Source organism: Kitasatospora arboriphila, from assembly GCF_039528095.1.
Taxonomy (GTDB): domain Bacteria; phylum Actinomycetota; class Actinomycetes; order Streptomycetales; family Streptomycetaceae; genus Kitasatospora; species Kitasatospora arboriphila.
The window spans coordinates 59676-78030 of sequence record NZ_BAAALD010000018.1; the positions used below are offsets into that span (position 1 = coordinate 59676).

The following is an 18355-nucleotide window of genomic DNA, read 5'->3' on the forward strand; positions in this document are numbered from 1 at the left end:
GGGAGCGTACGGTGCCAGCGGGGCCGTGCGGTGCGGGTGAAGGCGCGGCGGTAGGCGCTCGGCGGGACGCCGCGGCGGCGGACGAACTGCTCGCGAGGGACCGTCGCACTGCCGTAGCCGACTCTGCGGGCGACCTCCCCCACCGGTAGCCCGGTGGTCTCCAGCAGTTCCTCGGCACGGGCGAGGCGTTGGTTCAGCAGTCAGGGGTGCGGGGTGCTTCCGGTCGCCGCGGTGAAGCGCCGGGCGAAGGACCTGCGGCTCGTCAGCGCGCGTTCCGCCAGTTCGTTCACCGGCAGCGGCCGGTCGAGGTGCTCGCGCGCCCGGGCCAGGACCCGGACGCGCGCGCCGGCACTATGACACGCCTCACACAGCATCGTGACGCTGCGTCATTCGCACTGTTCGCCGTGGACATGTCCAACTCCCGTGGCCGGATTCGTCAGTAAGCCGTCATTGCCGCCACTCCCCGGCCGGACACAGGCTGTAACGGTGTCCCAGCGACGAGTTGTTGTGGTGGTCTACCCGGGTGCCCAGGCCCTCGACATCACGGGCCCGATCGAGGTGTTCGACACCGCCAACCGGCGGCGTCCCGGAGAGGAGGGCGAGTACCGGATCGAGATCGTCTCGCCCCGTGCGCCGCGGGTGCGGACCAGCACGGGCATCGTGATCGAGGCCGAGCCGCTCGGGACGGGCGAGGGCCCGATCGACACGCTGGTCGTGCCGGGCGGCTGGAGCCTCCCCGAGGCACTGGCCGACCGGGAGCTGGTGTCCTGGATCGGGCGGGCGGCCGGGCGCTCGCGACGGGTGGTGTCCGTCTGCGGTGGCGCCTTCCTGCTTGCCGAGGCGGGTCTGCTCAACGGCCGGAGGGCCACCACCCACTGGGCGTTCTGCGACGAGCTGGCCCGACGCTACCCGGAGGTGGCCGTCGACCCGGATCCGATCTTCGTCTGGGACGGCACCTACGCGACCTCGGCCGGCGTGGCCAGCGGGATCGACCTGGCCCTCGCCCTGGTCGAGGCCGATCACGGTGCCTCCTTCGCGCTGGAGGTGGCCCGTTTCCTGGTGCTGTTCTTCAAACGGAACGGCGGCCAGTCGCAGTTCAGCACGATCCTGGAGGCCCAGCTGGCCGACCGTCCGCCGATCCGGGCCGCGCAGGAGTGGATCCTGGAGAACCTCGAACAGCCGCTGCCCGTACCCGAGGTGGCCCAGCGCGCCAACATGAGCGTACGCAACTTCGCCCGGGTGTTCCGGCGCGAGGTCGGCACTCCGCCTGGCCAGTACATCGAGCAGATGCGCATCGCCCGGGCCCGGAAACTGCTGGAGTCCACCGAACTACCGGTCGGCCAGATCGCCCGCCGTTGCGGATTCGCCTCCGCCGAAACCTTCTTCCGTTCCTTCGGCCGGACGCTGGAGCTCACTCCGAACGAGTACCGCCGGCGGTTCCAGGCCCTCGCGCCGGCCGGTCTGGTCCTCGGTACCGGCCCGGCAGACAGGAGTGCCACCCCGTGACCACCGACATCCGGGAGACGACCCCGCCGACGGGCCCCACCGGCATCCGGGCGACCCCGCCCGGGGAGACCGCAGGCGCGACCGCCGGGGTCCGCGTCGTGGACCATCTGGCGGCCGCTCTGGCCGAGGACGGAGTCCGGCAGGTGTTCGGCATCGGCGGCGCGAACATCGAGGACCTGTACGACGCCCTGCACCTCCTCGGGGGCCGCCCGCGCACCGTCGTCGCAAAGCACGAGTTCTCGGCCGTCACGATGGCCGACGGGTACGCCCGCACCACCGGGCGGCTCGGCGTCGTCGCAGCCACCTCCGGCGGCGGCGCGATGAACCTGCTCCCGGGCCTGGCGGAGGCGTACGCCTCACGCGTCCCGGTGCTGGCGCTCGTCGGGCAGCCATCCACCGCTCTGGACGGGCTCGGCGCCTTCCAGGACACCAGCGGACGGGCCGGATCGCTCGACGCCCACCGACTGTTCGCGCCGGTCAGCCGCTTCTGCGCCCGGGTCGAGGACCCGCACGCACTGCCGCGGCTGCTCGCCGAGGCGATGGCCGCGGCCCGCTCGCACCCGCGCGGGCCCGCGGTGCTCCTGCTGCCCAAGGACGTCCAGCAGGCCACCCTGACACCCCGCGGGGCGGCACCGCCCACCCCGATACCCGAACCGCGCACCCCGGCCGTGCGGCTGGACCGCGCGACGGAGCGGCTGCGCGCCGCCACCCGGGTGCTGGTGATCGCCGGCGAGGGCGTCGCCGCGGCCGGGGCGAAGCAGGAACTCGCCGACCTGACGGCGAGGTTGGGCGCCTGGGTGGCGGTCACCCCGGACGCCAGGGACGTGTTCGACAACGACGACCAGCACTTCGCGGGCGTGGCCGGGGTGATGGGGCATCCGAACGTCCTGGACTGTCTGCGGCGGGCCGAGCTCTGTCTGCTCGTCGGCACCCGCCTGCCGGTGCTGGCCCGCGGCGGGCTGGAGTCGGCCCTGGCCGAGACCCCCGTGATCTGCGTCGATCCCGAGCCGCCGTTCGTCCCGTCCGTCCCCGGACTCCATCTCTCCGGCGGTCTGCGTGACACCCTGCGGCAACTGGCCTCCCGGCTCGCCGCCGGCGTCCGTCCCGCCCCCGGGCACGCCGGTCCGGTTCCGCTGGCGCCCCCGCCTCCCGGTGCCGGAGGTCTCTCCCACACCGCGGCGGTGGCCGCGGTGGCGGACGCCCTTCCGCCGGACGCCCACGTCTTCGTGGACGCCGGGAACACCGGAGCCAGCGCGATCCACCGGCTCCGGGCGACCCGGCGGGGGCGGTTCGTGGTGGCCGTCGGCATGGGCGGCATGGGTTACGCCTTCGGCGCCGGCATCGGGGCGGCACTCGCCACCGGGCAGCGCAGCTACGTGCTCGCCGGGGACGGAGCGTTCTTCATGCACGGCATGGAGGTGCACACCGCGCTCGAGTACGGCGCTCCCGTCACCTTCGTGATCCTCAACAACAACGCCCACGCCATGTGTGCCACCCGCGAGCAGCTCTTCCTGGGTGCCCCGAACCCGGCCAACCTCTTCCTCCCCTCGGACATCGCCGCTGGTGTGGCAGGCATGTTCCCCACCCTGGCCGTGCACCGGGCCGCCACCGGACCGCAGCTGCGACAGGCGCTGCTGCGCGGCAACACGACGAGCGGTCCGCTCCTGGTGGCCGTGGACGTCGACCCCGCGGAGATCCCCCCGTTCCTTCCCTTCCTGACCGCAGCCGGCCCTGTGCCGGCCGACCACGAGGAGAGCGCTCATGACCGCTACACCGTCCACACCGGCTGAGCTGTCCGGCCCGACCGGCGTGCCCTGTCTGACCACGGTGGAGAACACCGCACCGGCCGTCCTGGCGGCCCGCTGTGCGGAACTGACCCGCCCGGCCCATCCGCACCAGGAGGTCTACGGGCAGTACTGCACGATCCACGAGTACGTCGACTGCCCGCCGGACGACGCGTACGCCTACCTGCGTCAGGGGCACCACCTGGAGGAGTGGACGTTCAGCCTGCGGAACTTCGAGCCCGCCGGCACCCCCGGCCTGTGGGTCGGGGACGACCTGCTGGAGGCCGGGACCAGGATCTACTGCCGGGTGGAGTCCAACGCCGAGGCCCGGACGGTGGACTTCCACTGCGCCTGGGACCAGGGCGAGCAGCTCTGGATGATCTACCTGATGCGGGTCGTGCCCGCCGAACCGGTGCTGGGGCGGCCCGGTTCCGTCATCACCTGGACCAACTGCCGGCACCCGTACTACGACGCCAACCCGCGCCCCGAGCTCGCCCCGGGCCCGGACCGGGCCTGGGTGGGCGCGTACTGGGACCTCTTCTACGCGGGGCACACGGTGGAGATGTCCAACCTCAAGGCGATCCTGGAGCACCGCTCCCACAACTCCCTGCCGGTGAGCGTGCCGCCGCGTTCGGCGGTCGCCGCTGCCGATCCGGGGTCGAAGTGAAGACCGTCAGCCTCACCGACGTCTCCGGCCACCTGCCCGGGGAGCCGGTTCCCGCCTCGTACTACACCGACCACCCGGGGGCGGAGGACAGGCTCAGGGACAGCCCGATGTTCCGCGTCCCGGCGCTGCGGCACCACGTGACCGGGGAGAGCAACGTGGACCTGGTGGAGCAGGCCGTCCAGCCGCTGATCGAGCGCCACGGCCGGGCCGAGATCCGGGCGGTGGACGTCCTGCTGGTGCACAGCCAGCTGCCGGACAGCCCGTTCGTCGGGGCCGGCACCGAGGTCGCGCGCCGGCTCGGTCTGAACCCGTCCTGGCTGATCGACGTGGCCAACGCGGGCTGCGCCTCCTTCGTCCACATGCTGGAGCTGGCCGGGCAGATCCTCCGCACCACCGAGGCGAGGACGGCGCTGATCTGCAACGCGCAGACCGCCGCCGGGCAGCTCTTCACCCAGTCCGAGGTGCGACGGCTCGCCCAGGCCGCGATCCCCGGGGACGGCTGCGGCGTCGGCTACCTCACCACGTCGGCGGCCTCGCCGGTGCTGGCCGTGGTCGGCCGCCACATCGGCGCCCACGGTGGGGACATGACGGCCGTCCTGGAGGACGGCCGGCGCTACTGGGAACCGGGGCGGTCCCAGCTGCGGATCGGCTTCACCGAGGAGAGCGTCGGTACCGTCCTCGAACGCGGCAACCGGCTGGTGCCCGACCTGGTCTCCGAGGTCTGCGCGCGGATCGGCGTCCCCACCGCGGAGATCGACGTGCTGGTCACCAACCAGCCCAACCGTGCATTCCTGGAGAACTGGCGGCGTTCGCTGGGACTTCCGCCCGACCGGCATCCCGACACCTTCGACCGGTGCGGCAACCTCTTCGGCGCCGCCATCCCCGTCACCCTGGACCGGGCGCGGCGGTCCGGTCGGGTGAAGGACGGCGACCTGGTGGTGCTGGGCGGCTTCGCGCACGCCGGCGACTACGCGGGTGCGGCAGCCGTCCGCTGGGGCGCCGGGGGCGGGTGAGCGCCCGCTCGCCGAACCGGGGCCCGACCGCCGACGACATCGCACGGTGGCGTTCGGCGGCGACCCGACCCGCCGCCCCGCCCGCCCGGTGCCCCGTGCGCACCCGCCGGCGTCCGGCGAGCGGTCGCCGTCGGCGTCACTCCGGCCGGCGGCGCCGCGGTCCGTCCAGGAGCGGTCCGTCCAGGAGCAGGCCGTCCAGGAGCAGGCCGATCAGCCGCCGGGGGTCGTACTGCGGGTCTCCGCCCCCGATGCACAGGTTGCCGATGCCGCGCATCAGTTCGTAGGGCCGGATGCCCGCCCGGATCTCGCCCGCCTCGGCCGCGGCGTCGAGCAGCTGCCCGCAGACCGGTAGCAGGCGGTCGAGGAACTGGCCGTGCAGGGCGGCGAAGCCGCTGCTGTCGGACTGCATCGCGTCGGCCAGTCCGTGCTTGGTGACCAGGAAGTCGACGAAGAGGTCGATCCACTGCCGCAGGGCGGCGAACGGGGAGCCGGTACCGGCCAGCAGCTCCGGGCCGGCCTCCGCGCACTCCTCGATCTGGTGGCGGTAGACGGCCGTGACGAGATCGGCGCGGGTCGGGAAGTGCCGGTAGATCGTTCCCGTCCCCACCCCCGCCCTTTCCGCGATCCGGCGGATCGGCGCGTCGACGCCGGAGGCCACGAACACCTCGGCGGCGGCCGCGAGCAGCGCCTGTTGGTTGCGCAGCGCGTCGGCCCGCTTGCTCCTGGCCGGCGCCCCTCCCGTGGGGCTCTCGCTGGACACGACTCTCCGCTCCCTCCGATACCCGTTGACAAAACGGAACGATGTTCCGGATAGTAAACGGGACAGCGTTCCGCTTCAGGCTAGCCGAAGCGGGCGCAGCCGGCCATCACCCGTGCCCGCCGCCGCCCGTTCCGGTCGGCCGCGGCACCCACCGCAGTAGGGAGACCCGCCCGCCATGCACGCATCCACCCGCACCGCCCCCGCCCCCGTCCTGTCGTACAGCCCGGTGGTCCTGCCCGTTCCCGGACGCCCCGTGGACCTCGAGGTACGCGTCTCCGCCCCCGCCTCCGGAACCGGCCTCCCCGTCGTCCTGCTCTCCCACGGGCACGGCCCCTCGAACAACCTCTCCTCGCTGAACGGCTACGCCCCGCTCGCCCACGCCTGGGCCGCCCGGGGCTTCGTCGTCGTCCAGCCCACCCACCTCACCTCCCGCACGCTGAGCCACCTGGTCGCCGACGCCCCCGGCGCGCCGGACTTCTGGCGCTCCCGCGCCGAGGACATGGGCCACGTCCTCGACCGGCTCGACGCGATCGAGCGCACCGTGCCGCAGCTCGCGGGACGGATCGACCACACCAAGATCGCCCTCGCCGGGCACTCGCTCGGCGGCTTCACCGCCGCCCTCCTGCTGGGCGCCGGACTCACCGACCCGGACACCGGGAAGGTGGTGCACCTGGCCGAGCCGCGGATCAAGGCGGGCGTCCTGCTCGCCGCACCCGGCAGGGGCGGCGACGCCTTCAACGGGCCCATGGCCGAGCAGTGGCCGATCGTCGGCGCCGTCGACTTCTCCACCATGACCGCCCCCGCCCTGGTCGTCGCGGGAGACGAGGACGACTCCCGGCACTTCACCGACATGGGCCCGGACTGGCACGCCGACCCCTACACCCTCGCCCCCGGCCCCAAGTCCCTGCTCACCCTGTTCGGGGCGGAGCACGGACTCGGCGGGATCGCCGGATACGACGCCGCCGAGACCACCGACGAGAACCCCGCGCGGGTCGCCGCCCTCGCGCAGCTCACCGCCGCCTACCTCCGCAGCCGGCTCCACCCCGGCGACACGGCCTGGCAGACCGCGTGCGAGGCGCTGGCGACCGACCCCGACCCGATCGGACGAGTCGAGGCCAAGTAGCCCGCCGGGGCCGCACGGTGGACCCCGCGCGGTGTCCCCGGCCCCGCGCGCGGCCCGCCGGCCGATACGATCGGCGCGTGACGGGAACAGGACGACTGCCGACGGTCCGCGAGGCGGACGTCCGGCGATGGCTGCCGATCGGGCTGCGGACGGCCGCGGCCCTGCTGGTGCCGTGGATCGTGGTGCTGGCCCTGTCCGTCCGCCGCTTCGGCGCGCGCAACCTCGCCAACTCCTGGGTCTGGCTGGACGTCATGGAGGTGGCGGCGCTGCTGCTGCTCGCCGCAATGGTGCGCCGCCGCCACCGGGCGACCAGCCCGCTGGCCGCCGCCACCGCCGTCCTGCTGGCGATGGACGCCTACTTCGACATCTGGTCGGCGCACCACGGCCACGACTACCTGCTCGCCCAAGTCCTCGCCTACAGCGCCGAGTTGCCCGCGGCGACGGCCCTCGCCGTGCTCTCCTGGCACTCGCTCCGCTGGGCGGCCCCGGATTCGGTCGCGCCGTAGCGGGTCCCCGCCGACCGGTCGGTCGCCGGTCGTGCCCGACCGGACACGACTCACGGCCTGCGATGGTGCCCCAGGAGTGACCGGGGCAGGCTGAGAAGTGCACCCCGCGACGGACGGCCGACCGGACCCGTGCCCCTACCGGCCGCGCCGGCCGCACGCAACGCCGCGCACCGAGTCCTTGGAGGTCACCCATGACCGATCCTGCCGCCCGCCCCACGGCCGGCCCGATCGTGGTTGGCACGGACGGTTCGCCCCAGGCCCGGCATGCCGTGACCTTCGCGCTCCGCGAGGCCCGGCTGCGCGCCGCCGGCCTGCGAGCCGTCTGCGCGTACGAGTACGCCCCCGCCCGGCAGTCCGGCTTCGCATGGACGGTCTCCTCCGGCCCCGACAGCCAGCCCGTCCCCCAGCAGCGCGATCTCGTCATGCAGGCCGTGGCCGACTCCGTCCGAGAACTGCAGGAACAGCTCGGCGAACCGTTCGTGGACGTGGAGATCGTCTGCGAACCCGGCCGCCCGGCGCAGGTCCTCCTCGAAGCGAGCAAGGACGCCGGCCTGCTGGTGGTCGGCTCCCGGGGATCGGGGGCCTGGGGACGACTCGCCCTCGGATCGACCAGCACCGAGGTCGTCCACCACGCCCGCCTCCCGGTCGTCGTCGTCCCGGCGGAACACGACACCGCACCCTCCTGAGCACCGCCGCCCGAGACCCCTGCTGCTCACCGCCTACCACCCCGAGCAGGCCCCGCGGGCCGACTGACCGCCGGGGCCGGACCCACCGCGTCCGGCACGTCCCGTCGCGGCCGTCACGTCCGCCGCGGGTGGCGCCCCCGGCCGCCCGGCGGTCCGGCCCGGACCGGTTCGCGGCGCTGCCGGTCTCGGCACGTCGGGTGATCCGCCCTCGGTGATACTGGCGATATGGACGCACCGGTGCCCGCGTTCGGCGAGGCTCCAGAGGACCCCTTCGCGGTGGCCCGTTCGGCATGGGCTGTCCTGGACGACCGCGGCACGGTCGTCGGCTGGAGCGAACGGGCCGAGGCCCTGCTCGGCCACCGGGCCGGCGAGGCGCTCGGTCGCGCGGCCGCCGAGTTCCTGGTCCACCCCGCCGATCGGGACACGGTGCTGGACGCGATCGCGGAGTGTGAGCGCGAGCACGGCTGGTACGGGGTGCTGCCGGTGCTGCACCGTGGCGGCCACAGGGTGGAGCTGGGCTTCCGGGCCCGTGCCGTGACCCGGGTCGACCTGCGCTGCGAGTGGTTCCTGGTCATGGCGCCGGCCCAGGAGGTGGTCCAGTGGGAGACGGACCGGTCCGTCCTGGACGGCCTCTTCCGGCGCTCCCCGATCGGTCTGGCGGTACATGCCCCCGACCTGAGCATCCTGCGGGTCAACAGGGCGATCGCCCGGTTCAGCGAAGTCCCGGTCGAAGAGCACCACGGCCGCCTGATGGGTGACTTCCTGATCGGTCCCGACGTGGAGACGATCGATGCACTGCTGCGGCAGGTCCTGGAGACGGGCGAGCCGCTGATCTTCACCGAGCAGCCCTGCCGGGTACGGCGGGATCCCGACCGTGAGCGCATGGTGGCGATCTCGGCCTTCCGGATGCAGGACCCTTCGGGCCAGGTCCTCGGGGTCACCCAGACGGTGGAGGACGTCACCGATCGTTATCGGTCCCGGCGCCGGCTGGCGCTGCTCAACCGGGCGAGTGCCCGGATCGGCACCACCCTGGACGTGGCGCAGACCGCCCGGGAGCTGGTCGACGTCGTGGTCCCCGATCTGGCCGACGCCGTCGCCGTGGACCTCCTGGAGCCGGTGATCCGCGGCGAGGAACCTGTTCGGACGGCATCCGGGCCGATGCGCAGAGCGGCGGTCCGGGCGGTCGAGCAGGCCGCGCTCGATGTGATGTATCCGGTCGGCGAGGTCTTCTCCTTCGATCCCCGAACGCCCCAGGCCAAGTGCCTCATCGGGCAGGCGCCGGTGCTCGAGTTCGAGCTGGAGTCCAGCCCGGGCTGGTACTTCCAGGACCCGGAGCGCTCCAGGCGCGCCGTCGCCCTGGGCGCCCACTCGCTGCTCGTGGTCCCGCTGACCGCCCGCGGTCTGCTGCTGGGCATCGTCAGCCTGTGGCGGGCCGGACGGCCCGAACCGTTCGAGCAGGACGATCTCACGCTCGCCGAAGAGCTCGCGGCCCGCGCCGCCGTCTGCATCGACAACGCGCGCCGCTTCACCCAGCAGCACCAGGCGGCGCTGACCCTGCAGCGCAGTCTGCTGCCGCACGCACTGGCCGAGCACCGCGCCGTCGAGGTCGCCCACCGCTATCTGCCGGCCGATCCGAGCTCGGGCATCGGCGGCGACTGGTTCGACGTGATCCCCCTCTCCGGCGCCCGCGTCGCCCTGGTCGTGGGCGACGTCGTCGGCCACGGCCTGCACGCCGCGGCCACCATGGGCCGACTGCGCTCCGCCGTCCACGCCCTGGCCAACCTGGACCTCGCGCCGGACGAGGTGCTCTCCCATCTGGACGATCTGGTGAGCCGTCTGGCCGATGAGCAGGAGGCGGCCGACGGAGGTCCACCGGGCCGGCAGATCGTCGGCGCCACCTGCCTCTACGCGGTGTACGACCCCGCCGCCGGGCAGTGCACGCTGGCGCGGGCCGGCCACGTACCGCCCGCGGTGGTGACTCCGGACGGCCGCTTCAGCCTCCTGGACCTGCCCCCCGGGCCTCCGCTGGGCCTGGGCGGGCTGCCCTTCGAGGCTGCCGAACTGCAGCTCGCGGAAGGCAGTCTGCTCGCGTTGTTCACCGACGGGCTCATCGAGACGCGGGACCGCGATCTCGACATCGGGCTGCAGCGGCTGCGCGAGGCGCTGTGCCGGCCCGCCCGGTCGCTCGAGGAGACCTGCACGGCGGTGCAGGGCGCGCTGCTTCCGAAGCCCTCCCACGACGACGTCGCGCTGCTCATCGCCCGGACCCGGGTGCTGGCGGCAGAGAACGTGGCCTCCTGGGAACTTCCCGCGGACCCCACCGCGGCCGGCCTGGCCCGCGAGCTGACCACCTCCACACTGGCCGAGTGGGGGCTCGACGAGCTGGCCTTCACCGCCACACTGGCCGTCAGCGAGCTGGTCACCAACGCCTACCGCTACGGCGGGGCACCGGTGATCCTGCGACTGATCCGCGACCGCTTCCTGATCTGCGAGGTCTCGGACGGCAGCAGCACCTCACCCCACCTCCGCCGTGCCCGCATGACCGACGAGGGCGGCCGCGGTCTCTTCCTGGTCGCCCAGCTCACGGAACGCTGGGGTACGCGCTACGCCCGGGACGGCAAGACCGTGTGGACCGAGCTGCCGCTGCCGTAGCCAGGACCGCAGCACCTCCGGACGCCGGTCGGGAATCGAGTGCGGTCGGGCTCGGTGACCATCGCCGACCAGGCGAACACGGCTGAGGGAGACATGCTCCTCGGGCACTCCCCCATCGGTGGATTGGCAATCGCCGGCCCCGTCGGACGACCATGGTGGCATGCGCACGGCCACCGCAGTCGATCAGAGGAAGTGAGTCAGATGGCCGCCGTCTCCACCCTGGTCCCACTCGGGACACCGGCGCCGGACTTCTCGCTGCCCGCGATCGACGGCCGGGTCGTCGCACGGGACGACTTCGCCGCCGCACCCGCCCTGCTGGTGGCCTTCCTGTGCAACCACTGCCCGTACGTACGGCACGTCGAGCAGGCTTTCGGCGAGTTGGTCGGCGAGTTCCCGGACCTCGCGGTCGTCGGGATCTGCACCAACAGCCCGGCCGTCGCACCCGCCGACGGCACCGACGGGCTGCACGCCCAGGTCACACGCACGGGGTGGGCCTTCCCGTACCTCGTCGACCTCGACCAGTCCGTCGGCCGGGCGTACCAGGCCGCCTGCACACCGGACTTCTTCCTCTACGACGCCAACCGCGAGCTGGCCTACCGGGGCGCGATGGACGACTCGACGCCCGGCAACGGGAAACCGGTCACCGGGAACCTGCTGCGGCACGCCGTCGACCTGGTGCTTGCCGGCCGGACCGTCCCGGAACCGCACCGGCCGAGCATGGGCTGCTCCATCAAGTGGGCCTGACGGACGACCGCCGGGCCGGGCGTTGACGCTTGGCAGCCTCGCCGACCGGATCCGGATGACGCCCCTCGGCGGGGCCGACCACCTCTGGTCGTGCCCTGTGCGCGGTGGTCACGGCCTCGGCCGCGGCACGGCGTCCGCCGATGCCCGGGTGCGTGCCGTCCACTGGCCGTGCGCCCACACCATCAGGCCTGCGAGCGGCAGCGCTGTTCCGAAGGCGCAGACACTCGTCCACCCGTGGGTGGTGTGCAGTGCGCCGGCGACGGCGGAGGAGACGGCGCCGCCCGCGAAGACGGTGGTCATGAAGATGGTGTTGATCCGGGCGCGGGCTTCGCCGCGCAGGGCGTAGATCTCGTGCTGGCTCAGCACCTGATGGCACTGCACGGCGAAGTCCAGCAGCACCGCGGCGAGGGCGAGCAGCAGCACGCTGCCGTGTCCGAGCGCGGCGAGCACGGAGGCGCCCGGAGCGAGCAGCAGGGCGGCGCCGACGGCGCTACGGCCGTGTCCACGGTCGGCGATCCGGCCGGCGACCGGTGCGGCTGCCGCACCGCCGGCGCCGACCAGGGCGAACAGGACGATCTGCACCTGGCCGAAGTGGTGTTCCTCGATCAGCTCGTAGGCGATGGCCGTCCAGAACGTGGTGAACGCCCCGCACATCGTCGCCTGGCACACCGCACGGCGACGCAGCACGGGCTCGCGCCGCACCAGCCCGCCCAGGCCGGCCAGCAGTGCGACGTAGCCGGCCGTGTGGTCGGGTGCCCGCCGGGGCAGCAGCCGGCGCAGGACGACGCCGAGGGCGAGCATCAGGACTGCGGAGATCACGTAGTTCGCGCGCCGGCCGAACAGGTCCGCGCCCAGGCTCGCCACCGTCCGGGCCGGCAGGATGCCGGTCAGCAGACCGCTCATCACCCGGCCGACGACCCTGCCGCGCTGGCCGGTGGGGCCAGGTGCGCCGCCCAGCGGTACCACGAAGAGCAGGCCCAGGGCGTACCCGGCCTGGGTCAGTGTCACCACGGTCGCGGCCGCGCCCTGACCGACGCCGAAGGAGCGGGCGACGGGCTCGAGCAGCGGCTGCGCGTAGTGGAGATTGGCGGCGGTCGGCCAGCAGGCCACCGCAAGTACCACTGCGGATGCTGTTCCTGGTGGCCGCCGCGGTGACCGGTCCGCCCGGGCGCGGCGCGAAGCCCGGCCCGCCGCCGTCGCCGGACCCGGGCGTCAAGAACCCGTCGACCCGGGCCCGGGCGGCGTGGCAGGCGCGTCAAGGAATCGTCGTGGCGCGTGCTTCACGGCGAGTCGATCTCCATCGATGGCTAGGGTGGTGCACCTCCCCCGACCCGATCAGCAAGGAGCGCCATCACGTGTCTGCCGGCTTCGTTCACCTGCACGTGCACACCGAGTACTCGATGCTGGACGGTGCGGCGAAGAACGGCAAGCTGTTCGCGGAGGCGGAGAGACAGGGCATGCCCGCCATCGCGATGAGCGACCACGGCAACATGTTCGGCGCGTACGAGTTCTTCCACGCCGCCGCCAAGAGCCCGGTGAAGCCGATCATCGGCATCGAGGCGTACGTGGCGCCCGGCTCGCGCTTCGAGAAGAAGCAGGTGTTCTGGTCGCCCGGCGGCCAGCGCCCGACCGGCGCGGACGGCGAGGGCGGCAAGGACGTCTCCGGCGGCGGCCGCTACACCCACATGACCATGTGGGCGCAGAACGCGACCGGCCTGCGGAACCTCTTCAGGCTCTCCTCGCTCGCGTCCATGGAGGGCTACTACATGAAGCCCCGGATGGACCGTGAGCTGATCGCCGCCAACGCCGGCGGCATCATCGCCACCACCGGCTGCCCGTCCGGCGAGGTGCAGACCCGGCTGCGGCTCGGCCAGTACGAGGAGGCGGTCAAGGCCGCCGCCGCGTACCAGGACATCTTCGGGAAGGAGAACTACTTCCTGGAGCTGATGGACCACGACCTGTCCATCGAGCGGGACGTCCGGGCCGACCTGCTGCGCCTGGCCAAGCAGCTGAACATCCCGCTGCTGGCCACCAACGACTCCCACTACGTGACCGCCGACCAGGCCGATGCCCACGACAGCCTGCTGTGCGTCGGCGTGGGCAAGAACAAGGACGACCCGAACCGCTTCAAGTTCCAGGGCACCGGCTACTACGTGAAGACCTCGGAGGAGATGCGCGAGCTCTTCCGCGAGCTGCCGGAGGCCTGCGACAACACGCTGGCCGTCGCCGAGCGGATCGAGTCGTACGAGGAGGTGTTCACCTACGTCGACCGGATGCCTCAGTTCGACGTGCCCGAGGGCGAGACCCAGGCCTCCTACCTGCGCCAGAAGATCGCCGCCGGCCTGAAGCACCGCTACGGCGACGACCCGAGCCAGGAGGTGCTGGACCGGATCGAGCTGGAGATGGGCGTCATCACCCCGATGGGCTTCGACGCGTACTTCCTCGTGGTCGCGGACATCTGCCAGTACGGCCGGGACAACGGCATCCCGGTCGGCCCGGGCCGCGGCTCGGCGGCCGGTTCGATGGTGGCCTACCTGACCGGGATCACCCAGCTGGACCCGCTGGAACACGACCTGCTGTTCGAGCGGTTCCTCAACCCCGAGCGCATCAACCCCCCGGACGTCGACATCGACTTCGACGACCGCCAGCGCGACCAGATGGTGCGGTACGTCACCGAGAAGTACGGCTCCGCGTACACCGCGCAGGTCAACACCTTCGGCACGATCAAGGCCAAGGCCGCCGTCAAGGACGCCAACCGCATCCTCGGCTACCCCTTCTCGATGGGCGACCGGATCACCAAGGCGATGCCGCCGGACGTGATGGGCAAGGGCGTCCCGCTGGCGGACCTCTTCGACGAGAGCCACCCGCGCTACAACGAGGGCACCGAGATCCGGGCGCTCTACGCGAACGAGCCGGACGTCAAGAAGATCATCGACACCGGCCGGGGCATCGAGGGCCTGATCCGCGGCACCGGCGTGCACGCCGCCGCGGTGATCCTCTCCTCGACCCCGTTGCTCGAACTGATCCCGCTGCACATGCGGGACAAGGACGGCACCATCATCACCGGCTTCGACTACCCGTCGTGCGAAGCCATGGGCCTGATCAAGATGGACTTCCTGGGTCTGCGGAACCTGGGCATCATCGACCACTGCATCAAGATCATCAAGGCCAACCGGGGCGCCGACGTCGACATCGAGAAGATCCCGATCGACGACCCCACCACCTACCAACTCCTGGCCAGGGGCGACACCCTGGGTGTGTTCCAGCTTGACGGCGGCCCCATGCGTGCCCTGCTCCGCCTGATGAAGCCCACCGAGTTCGCCGACATCTCCGCCGTGTCCGCGCTGTACCGGCCCGGCCCGATGGGCATGAACTCCCACACCAACTACGCGCTGCGCAAGAACGGCCAGCAGGAGATCGTCCCGATCCACCCCCAGCTCGAGGAGCCGCTCAAGGAAGTCCTCGGCCCCACCTACGGCCTGATCGTCTACCAGGAGCAGGTCCAGCGAGCCGCCCAGGTCCTGGCCGGCTACAGCCTCGGCCAGGCCGACCTGCTCCGCCGCGCGATGGGCAAGAAGAAGAAGGAGGTGCTGGAGAAGGAGTTCATCCCCTTCCAGGCCGGCTGCCGCGAGCACGGATACTCGGACGAGGCGATCCAGGCCGTCTGGGACGTGCTGGTCCCGTTCGCCGGCTACGCCTTCAACAAGTCGCACTCCGCCGCGTACGGCCTGGTCTCGTACCAGACCGCCTACCTGAAGGCCAACTACCCGGCCGAGTACATGGCCGCGCTGCTCACCTCGGTGGCGGACGACAAGGACAAGATGGCGGTCTACCTGGCCGAGTGCCGCCAGATGGGCATCAAGATCCTCTCCCCGGACGTCAACGAGTCCGTCGTCGACTTCACCGCCGTCGGCAGCGACGTCCGCTTCGGCCTCAAGGCGGTGCGCAACGTCGGCGTCCCGGTGATCGAGTCGCTGGTGCGGACCCGGCAGGAGAAGGGCAAGTACACCTCCTTCGCCGACTTCCTGGACAAGGTGGAGCTGGTGGTGTGCAACAAGCGCACCGTCGACTCGCTGATCAAGGCCGGCGCGTTCGACTCCCTCGGGCACACCCGGCTCTCCCTGAACGCCGTGCACGAGAACGCGATCGACGCCGTCACCGGGGTGAAGAAGCAGCAGGCCATCGGCCAGGACGACCTCTTCGGCGCCCTCGACACCGGGACGGGCACCCCGGCGATCGGCCTCGACTTCGACCTCCCCGACCGCGAATGGCCGCGCAAGCAACTGCTCAGCCTGGAAAGGGAGATGCTCGGCCTGTACGTCTCCAGTCACCCGCTGGACGGCGCCGAGCACGTACTCTCCAAGAACCGCGACGTCTCCATCGCCGAACTGCTCGGCTCCGGCCGCACCGAGGGCGAGGTCAGGCTCTCCGGCCTGGTCACCGCCGTCGACCGGCGGATCAACAAGGCCGGCAACGCCTGGGCGATCATCACCCTGGCCGACCGCGACGGCTCCGTCGAGGTGCTGTTCTTCCCCGCCGCCTACCAGCTGATGTCCGCCCAGATGGTCGAGGACAACGTGATCTCGATCCGCGGCCGGCTCAACGAACGGGACGGCGCGCTGAGCGTCTTCGGTCAGGAGATCACCACGCTCGACATCTCCTCGGCCGAACTCGGCACCAAGCCACCCGTCCAGATCACCGTGCCGGTCGGAAAGATCACCCCGGAGCTGGTCGCCGAACTCAAGCGGGCGCTGCAGGCGCACCCCGGCGACGTCCCCGTCCGACTGCTCACCACCAACTGGGACAAGAACACCCTGTACGAGCTCGGCTACCGGGTGAACGCCGAGAACGGACTGGCCTCCGACGTCAAGACCCTCCTGGGCACCCATGCCTGGATGGGAACGGTCTGACGAGGGGATCTCCGGTACGGGCCGGGGCTGTTCCGGTTGCCACCGCGCAGCGGGCAGCCCTCGGCCCGGTCGGGCCACCGGTGAACCACTGCCGAAGGGCACCGGGCCCGGTGGGGCGCGATCAGGTCCCAGGTGCCAGGCGTAGCACGCCTTCGGGGTGCGCTTCTGCGTCTCGAAGTCGACGTGGACGAGGCCGAAGCGCTGGTGGTGCCCCTCGGCCCGTCGAACGCCCTGACAGCCGGCTCTTGCCCCTCGCGACGGGCGGCGTTCCCCTCACTCGAGGCCGGCCGGCTCACCGTCCTGTTCGGCGCGGCCCTGCGGTGTGCCCAGGCCCCCGCGGACCGAGTCCAGGATCGTCAGGCCCTGGCCGACCAAGCCTGCGGCGATCTCGCCCAAGCCGTCGGCGCCGTTGAGAACGTTGACATTGGCGCCCGCGAGCCCACCGGCCGCCTCCTTGACGATCTGCGGCAGCTGGTCGATCAGCATCCGGTCCAGCGCCACCCGGTCGTGCGAGGCCGCCGCCTCGGCCTGGATCTTCATCCGCTCCGCCTCGGCCAGTGCCAGGACCCTGATCCGCTCGGCCTCCGCCTCGGCCGGCTTCACGACCTCGGCGACCAGCTGCTGCTGGCGCAGCTCGGCCGCGCGCTGGGCCAATTCGGTCTGCGCCGTCAGCACCTCCTGCTGCGCGTGCGCCTGCGCCAGCGGGCCGGCCTGGGCTGCCTGGGCCTGGGCCCGATCCACCTCGGCGGTGTACTGCGCCTTCACGACGGCCGTCTCCCGGGCGTACTCGGCCTGCTTCCGGGCGGACTGCTGCTCCGCCTCCGCCGCGGCCTGGGTGGCCTGTGCCTGGGCGATCTGGGCCTGGCGCTGGATGGCGGCCCGGTGCGGGGCCGACATCGCGGCGATGTAGCCGGTGTCACCGTCGTCGATCGACTGGATCTGGAGCGAGTCGACGATCAGGCCGATCTTCGCCATCTCGGCCTTCGAGGTGTCGAGCACCTCGGTCGCGAGTTTCTGCCGCTCGGTGACGATTTCCTCGACCGTCATCGAGCCGATGATGGCGCGCAGGTGCCCGGCGAAGATCCGGCCGGTCAGCACGGACATCTGGTCCTGGTCGGAGAGGAAGCGCTGGCCGGCGTTGACGATGCTCTCGGTGTCGTTGCCGACCTTGAAGGCGATCACCGCCCGCGCCGTCAGCGCGATGCCCTGCTTGGTGACGCAGGTTTCGGCAACCTCCGCCTCGCACATCGCCAGGGTCAGGAAGCGGACCTTGCGGAAGATCTGCAGGACGAACGCCCCGTGCCCGGTCACCACGCGGAACGGCGCGCCGGCAAGGCCCCGTCTTCCACCGGAGATCAGCATCGCCTGGTCGGGGGCGGGAACGCGATAACCGAACATCCTGGTTGCCTCCTCAGCGAGGTCCGTCGGGGAGGTCGGACCCCGGGTCGCCGACGGGGTCGGTCCACTCCATGACGTCGACCTGGCGAGTACCGCGCGATTCGATCACCAGAACCGGTGTTCCCTTGGGCAGAGGCTCCTCGGACCAGGCCAGGAAGGTCTCCGAACCGCCCCTGATCCTCACCAGGACCTCACCCGGGCCGGCGGCTCCCCGGGTCCCGATCACCAGCGTGCCGGGGCAACCGATCACGGCCTCGTCCGACACCATCGGCGGCCGCCCCTTTCACCTGTCGAACGTCGCGCCACCATCCTGGCAGCACCGGCCGACCGCAGCGGGCAGGCGCGCGGCCGGGTCGCCGCACTGGATCAGCCGACTCCAAGGTGTCACCGACGCTCGCGCTGCCGAAGGTGCGCAGGCGGGGCGTGTGCCGCCCACCGTGCGACTGTCTCGGCCCCCTGGATGACGACGAGACCCACACACCGTCGCGGTCGGCGGCAACAGCCGCCGATGCCACCTCCCGTGCACCGCCCAAGCACAGTGAACGGCAAGCCCGATGGGCGGCGATCAGGTCCCGGTACCAGGCGTGGGACGCCTCAGGGGTACGG

15 protein-coding genes and 1 pseudogene are annotated in these 18355 nt (G+C 72.1%); 10 read left to right on the forward strand and 6 right to left on the reverse strand.

All coding sequences use genetic code 11. The annotated features are described in order from the left end of the window. Positions 1-56: 56 nt before the first annotated feature. Positions 57-200: pseudogene (locus tag ABD353_RS40395) on the reverse strand (helix-turn-helix domain-containing protein); the annotation flags it as partial. Next, complete coding sequence (locus ABD353_RS40400; RefSeq protein ID WP_425555146.1) at positions 201-374, reverse strand: AraC family transcriptional regulator; 174 nt, start codon at positions 372-374, stop codon at positions 201-203. Positions 375-486: 112 nt separating this feature from the next. Between ABD353_RS40400 and ABD353_RS12455 the strand changes: the two genes are divergently transcribed. From ABD353_RS12455 to ABD353_RS12470, 4 genes are read left to right on the forward strand one after another with little or no spacing between them, the layout of a single operon-like run. Then, entirely contained in the window at positions 487-1506 is a 1020-nt protein-coding gene (locus ABD353_RS12455) for a GlxA family transcriptional regulator (protein WP_344623602.1), read from the forward strand. Beyond that, complete coding sequence (locus ABD353_RS12460) at positions 1503-3296, forward strand: thiamine pyrophosphate-binding protein (RefSeq protein ID WP_344623603.1); 1794 nt, start codon at positions 1503-1505, stop codon at positions 3294-3296. The genes ABD353_RS12455 and ABD353_RS12460 overlap by 4 nt, the downstream gene beginning before the upstream one ends. Continuing rightward, positions 3268-3957 carry an SRPBCC family protein gene (locus ABD353_RS12465; RefSeq protein WP_344623604.1) on the forward strand — a complete coding sequence of 230 codons (690 nt, stop codon included), beginning with the start codon at positions 3268-3270 and terminating at the stop codon, positions 3955-3957. The genes ABD353_RS12460 and ABD353_RS12465 overlap by 29 nt, the downstream gene beginning before the upstream one ends. After that, the gene (locus ABD353_RS12470) at positions 3954-4970 is read left to right on the forward strand and encodes a 3-oxoacyl-ACP synthase III family protein (RefSeq protein WP_344623605.1); all 1017 of its coding nucleotides are present in this window, start codon (positions 3954-3956) and stop codon (positions 4968-4970) included. Before ABD353_RS12465 ends, ABD353_RS12470 begins: the two co-directional genes overlap by 4 nt. Positions 4971-5106: 136 nt before the next feature. On the opposite strand, the gene ABD353_RS12475 is transcribed toward ABD353_RS12470, so the two are convergent. Further along, positions 5107-5730: a TetR/AcrR family transcriptional regulator gene (locus ABD353_RS12475; protein WP_344623606.1), complete on the reverse strand. Its 624-nt coding sequence runs from the start codon at positions 5728-5730 to the stop codon at positions 5107-5109. Positions 5731-5905: 175 nt separating this feature from the next. Here ABD353_RS12475 and ABD353_RS12480 point away from each other — a divergent pair, with 175 nt between their 5' ends. The 5 genes from ABD353_RS12480 (at position 5906) to ABD353_RS12500 (ending at position 11441) form a co-directional block, all read left to right on the forward strand. Further along, positions 5906-6853: an alpha/beta hydrolase family protein gene (locus tag ABD353_RS12480; RefSeq protein ID WP_344623607.1), complete on the forward strand. Its 948-nt coding sequence runs from the start codon at positions 5906-5908 to the stop codon at positions 6851-6853. A gap of 77 nt (positions 6854-6930) precedes the next feature. Beyond that, positions 6931-7359 (forward strand): hypothetical protein, encoded by a 429-nt coding sequence (locus tag ABD353_RS12485; RefSeq protein ID WP_344623608.1) that lies wholly within the window; start codon positions 6931-6933, stop codon positions 7357-7359. A 191-nt stretch (positions 7360-7550) separates the two neighbouring features. Beyond that, positions 7551-8045, forward strand: a complete 495-nt coding sequence (locus tag ABD353_RS12490; RefSeq protein WP_344623609.1) for a universal stress protein — start codon at positions 7551-7553, stop codon at positions 8043-8045. Positions 8046-8270: 225 nt separating this feature from the next. Next, the gene (locus tag ABD353_RS12495) at positions 8271-10697 is read left to right on the forward strand and encodes a SpoIIE family protein phosphatase (RefSeq protein ID WP_344623610.1); all 2427 of its coding nucleotides are present in this window, start codon (positions 8271-8273) and stop codon (positions 10695-10697) included. A gap of 201 nt (positions 10698-10898) precedes the next feature. Further along, positions 10899-11441 (forward strand): thioredoxin family protein, encoded by a 543-nt coding sequence (locus tag ABD353_RS12500; protein WP_344623611.1) that lies wholly within the window; start codon positions 10899-10901, stop codon positions 11439-11441. Positions 11442-11549: 108 nt separating this feature from the next. Here the strand turns inward: ABD353_RS12500 and ABD353_RS12505 are convergent, their stop codons facing one another. Continuing rightward, the gene (locus ABD353_RS12505; RefSeq protein ID WP_344623612.1) at positions 11550-12563 is read right to left on the reverse strand and encodes an MFS transporter; all 1014 of its coding nucleotides are present in this window, start codon (positions 12561-12563) and stop codon (positions 11550-11552) included. Positions 12564-12796: 233 nt separating this feature from the next. On the opposite strand from ABD353_RS12505, the gene dnaE reads away from it, so the two are divergent. Beyond that, positions 12797-16351 carry a DNA polymerase III subunit alpha gene (dnaE, locus tag ABD353_RS12510; protein WP_344623613.1) on the forward strand — a complete coding sequence of 1185 codons (3555 nt, stop codon included), beginning with the start codon at positions 12797-12799 and terminating at the stop codon, positions 16349-16351. Positions 16352-16624: 273 nt separating this feature from the next. Here the strand turns inward: dnaE and ABD353_RS12520 are convergent, their stop codons facing one another. Next, entirely contained in the window at positions 16625-17749 is a 1125-nt protein-coding gene (locus ABD353_RS12520; RefSeq protein ID WP_344623614.1) for an SPFH domain-containing protein, read from the reverse strand. 13 nt (positions 17750-17762) lie between these two features. Then, the gene (locus ABD353_RS12525) at positions 17763-18017 is read right to left on the reverse strand and encodes a hypothetical protein (protein WP_344623615.1); all 255 of its coding nucleotides are present in this window, start codon (positions 18015-18017) and stop codon (positions 17763-17765) included. Positions 18018-18355 lie beyond the last annotated feature (338 nt).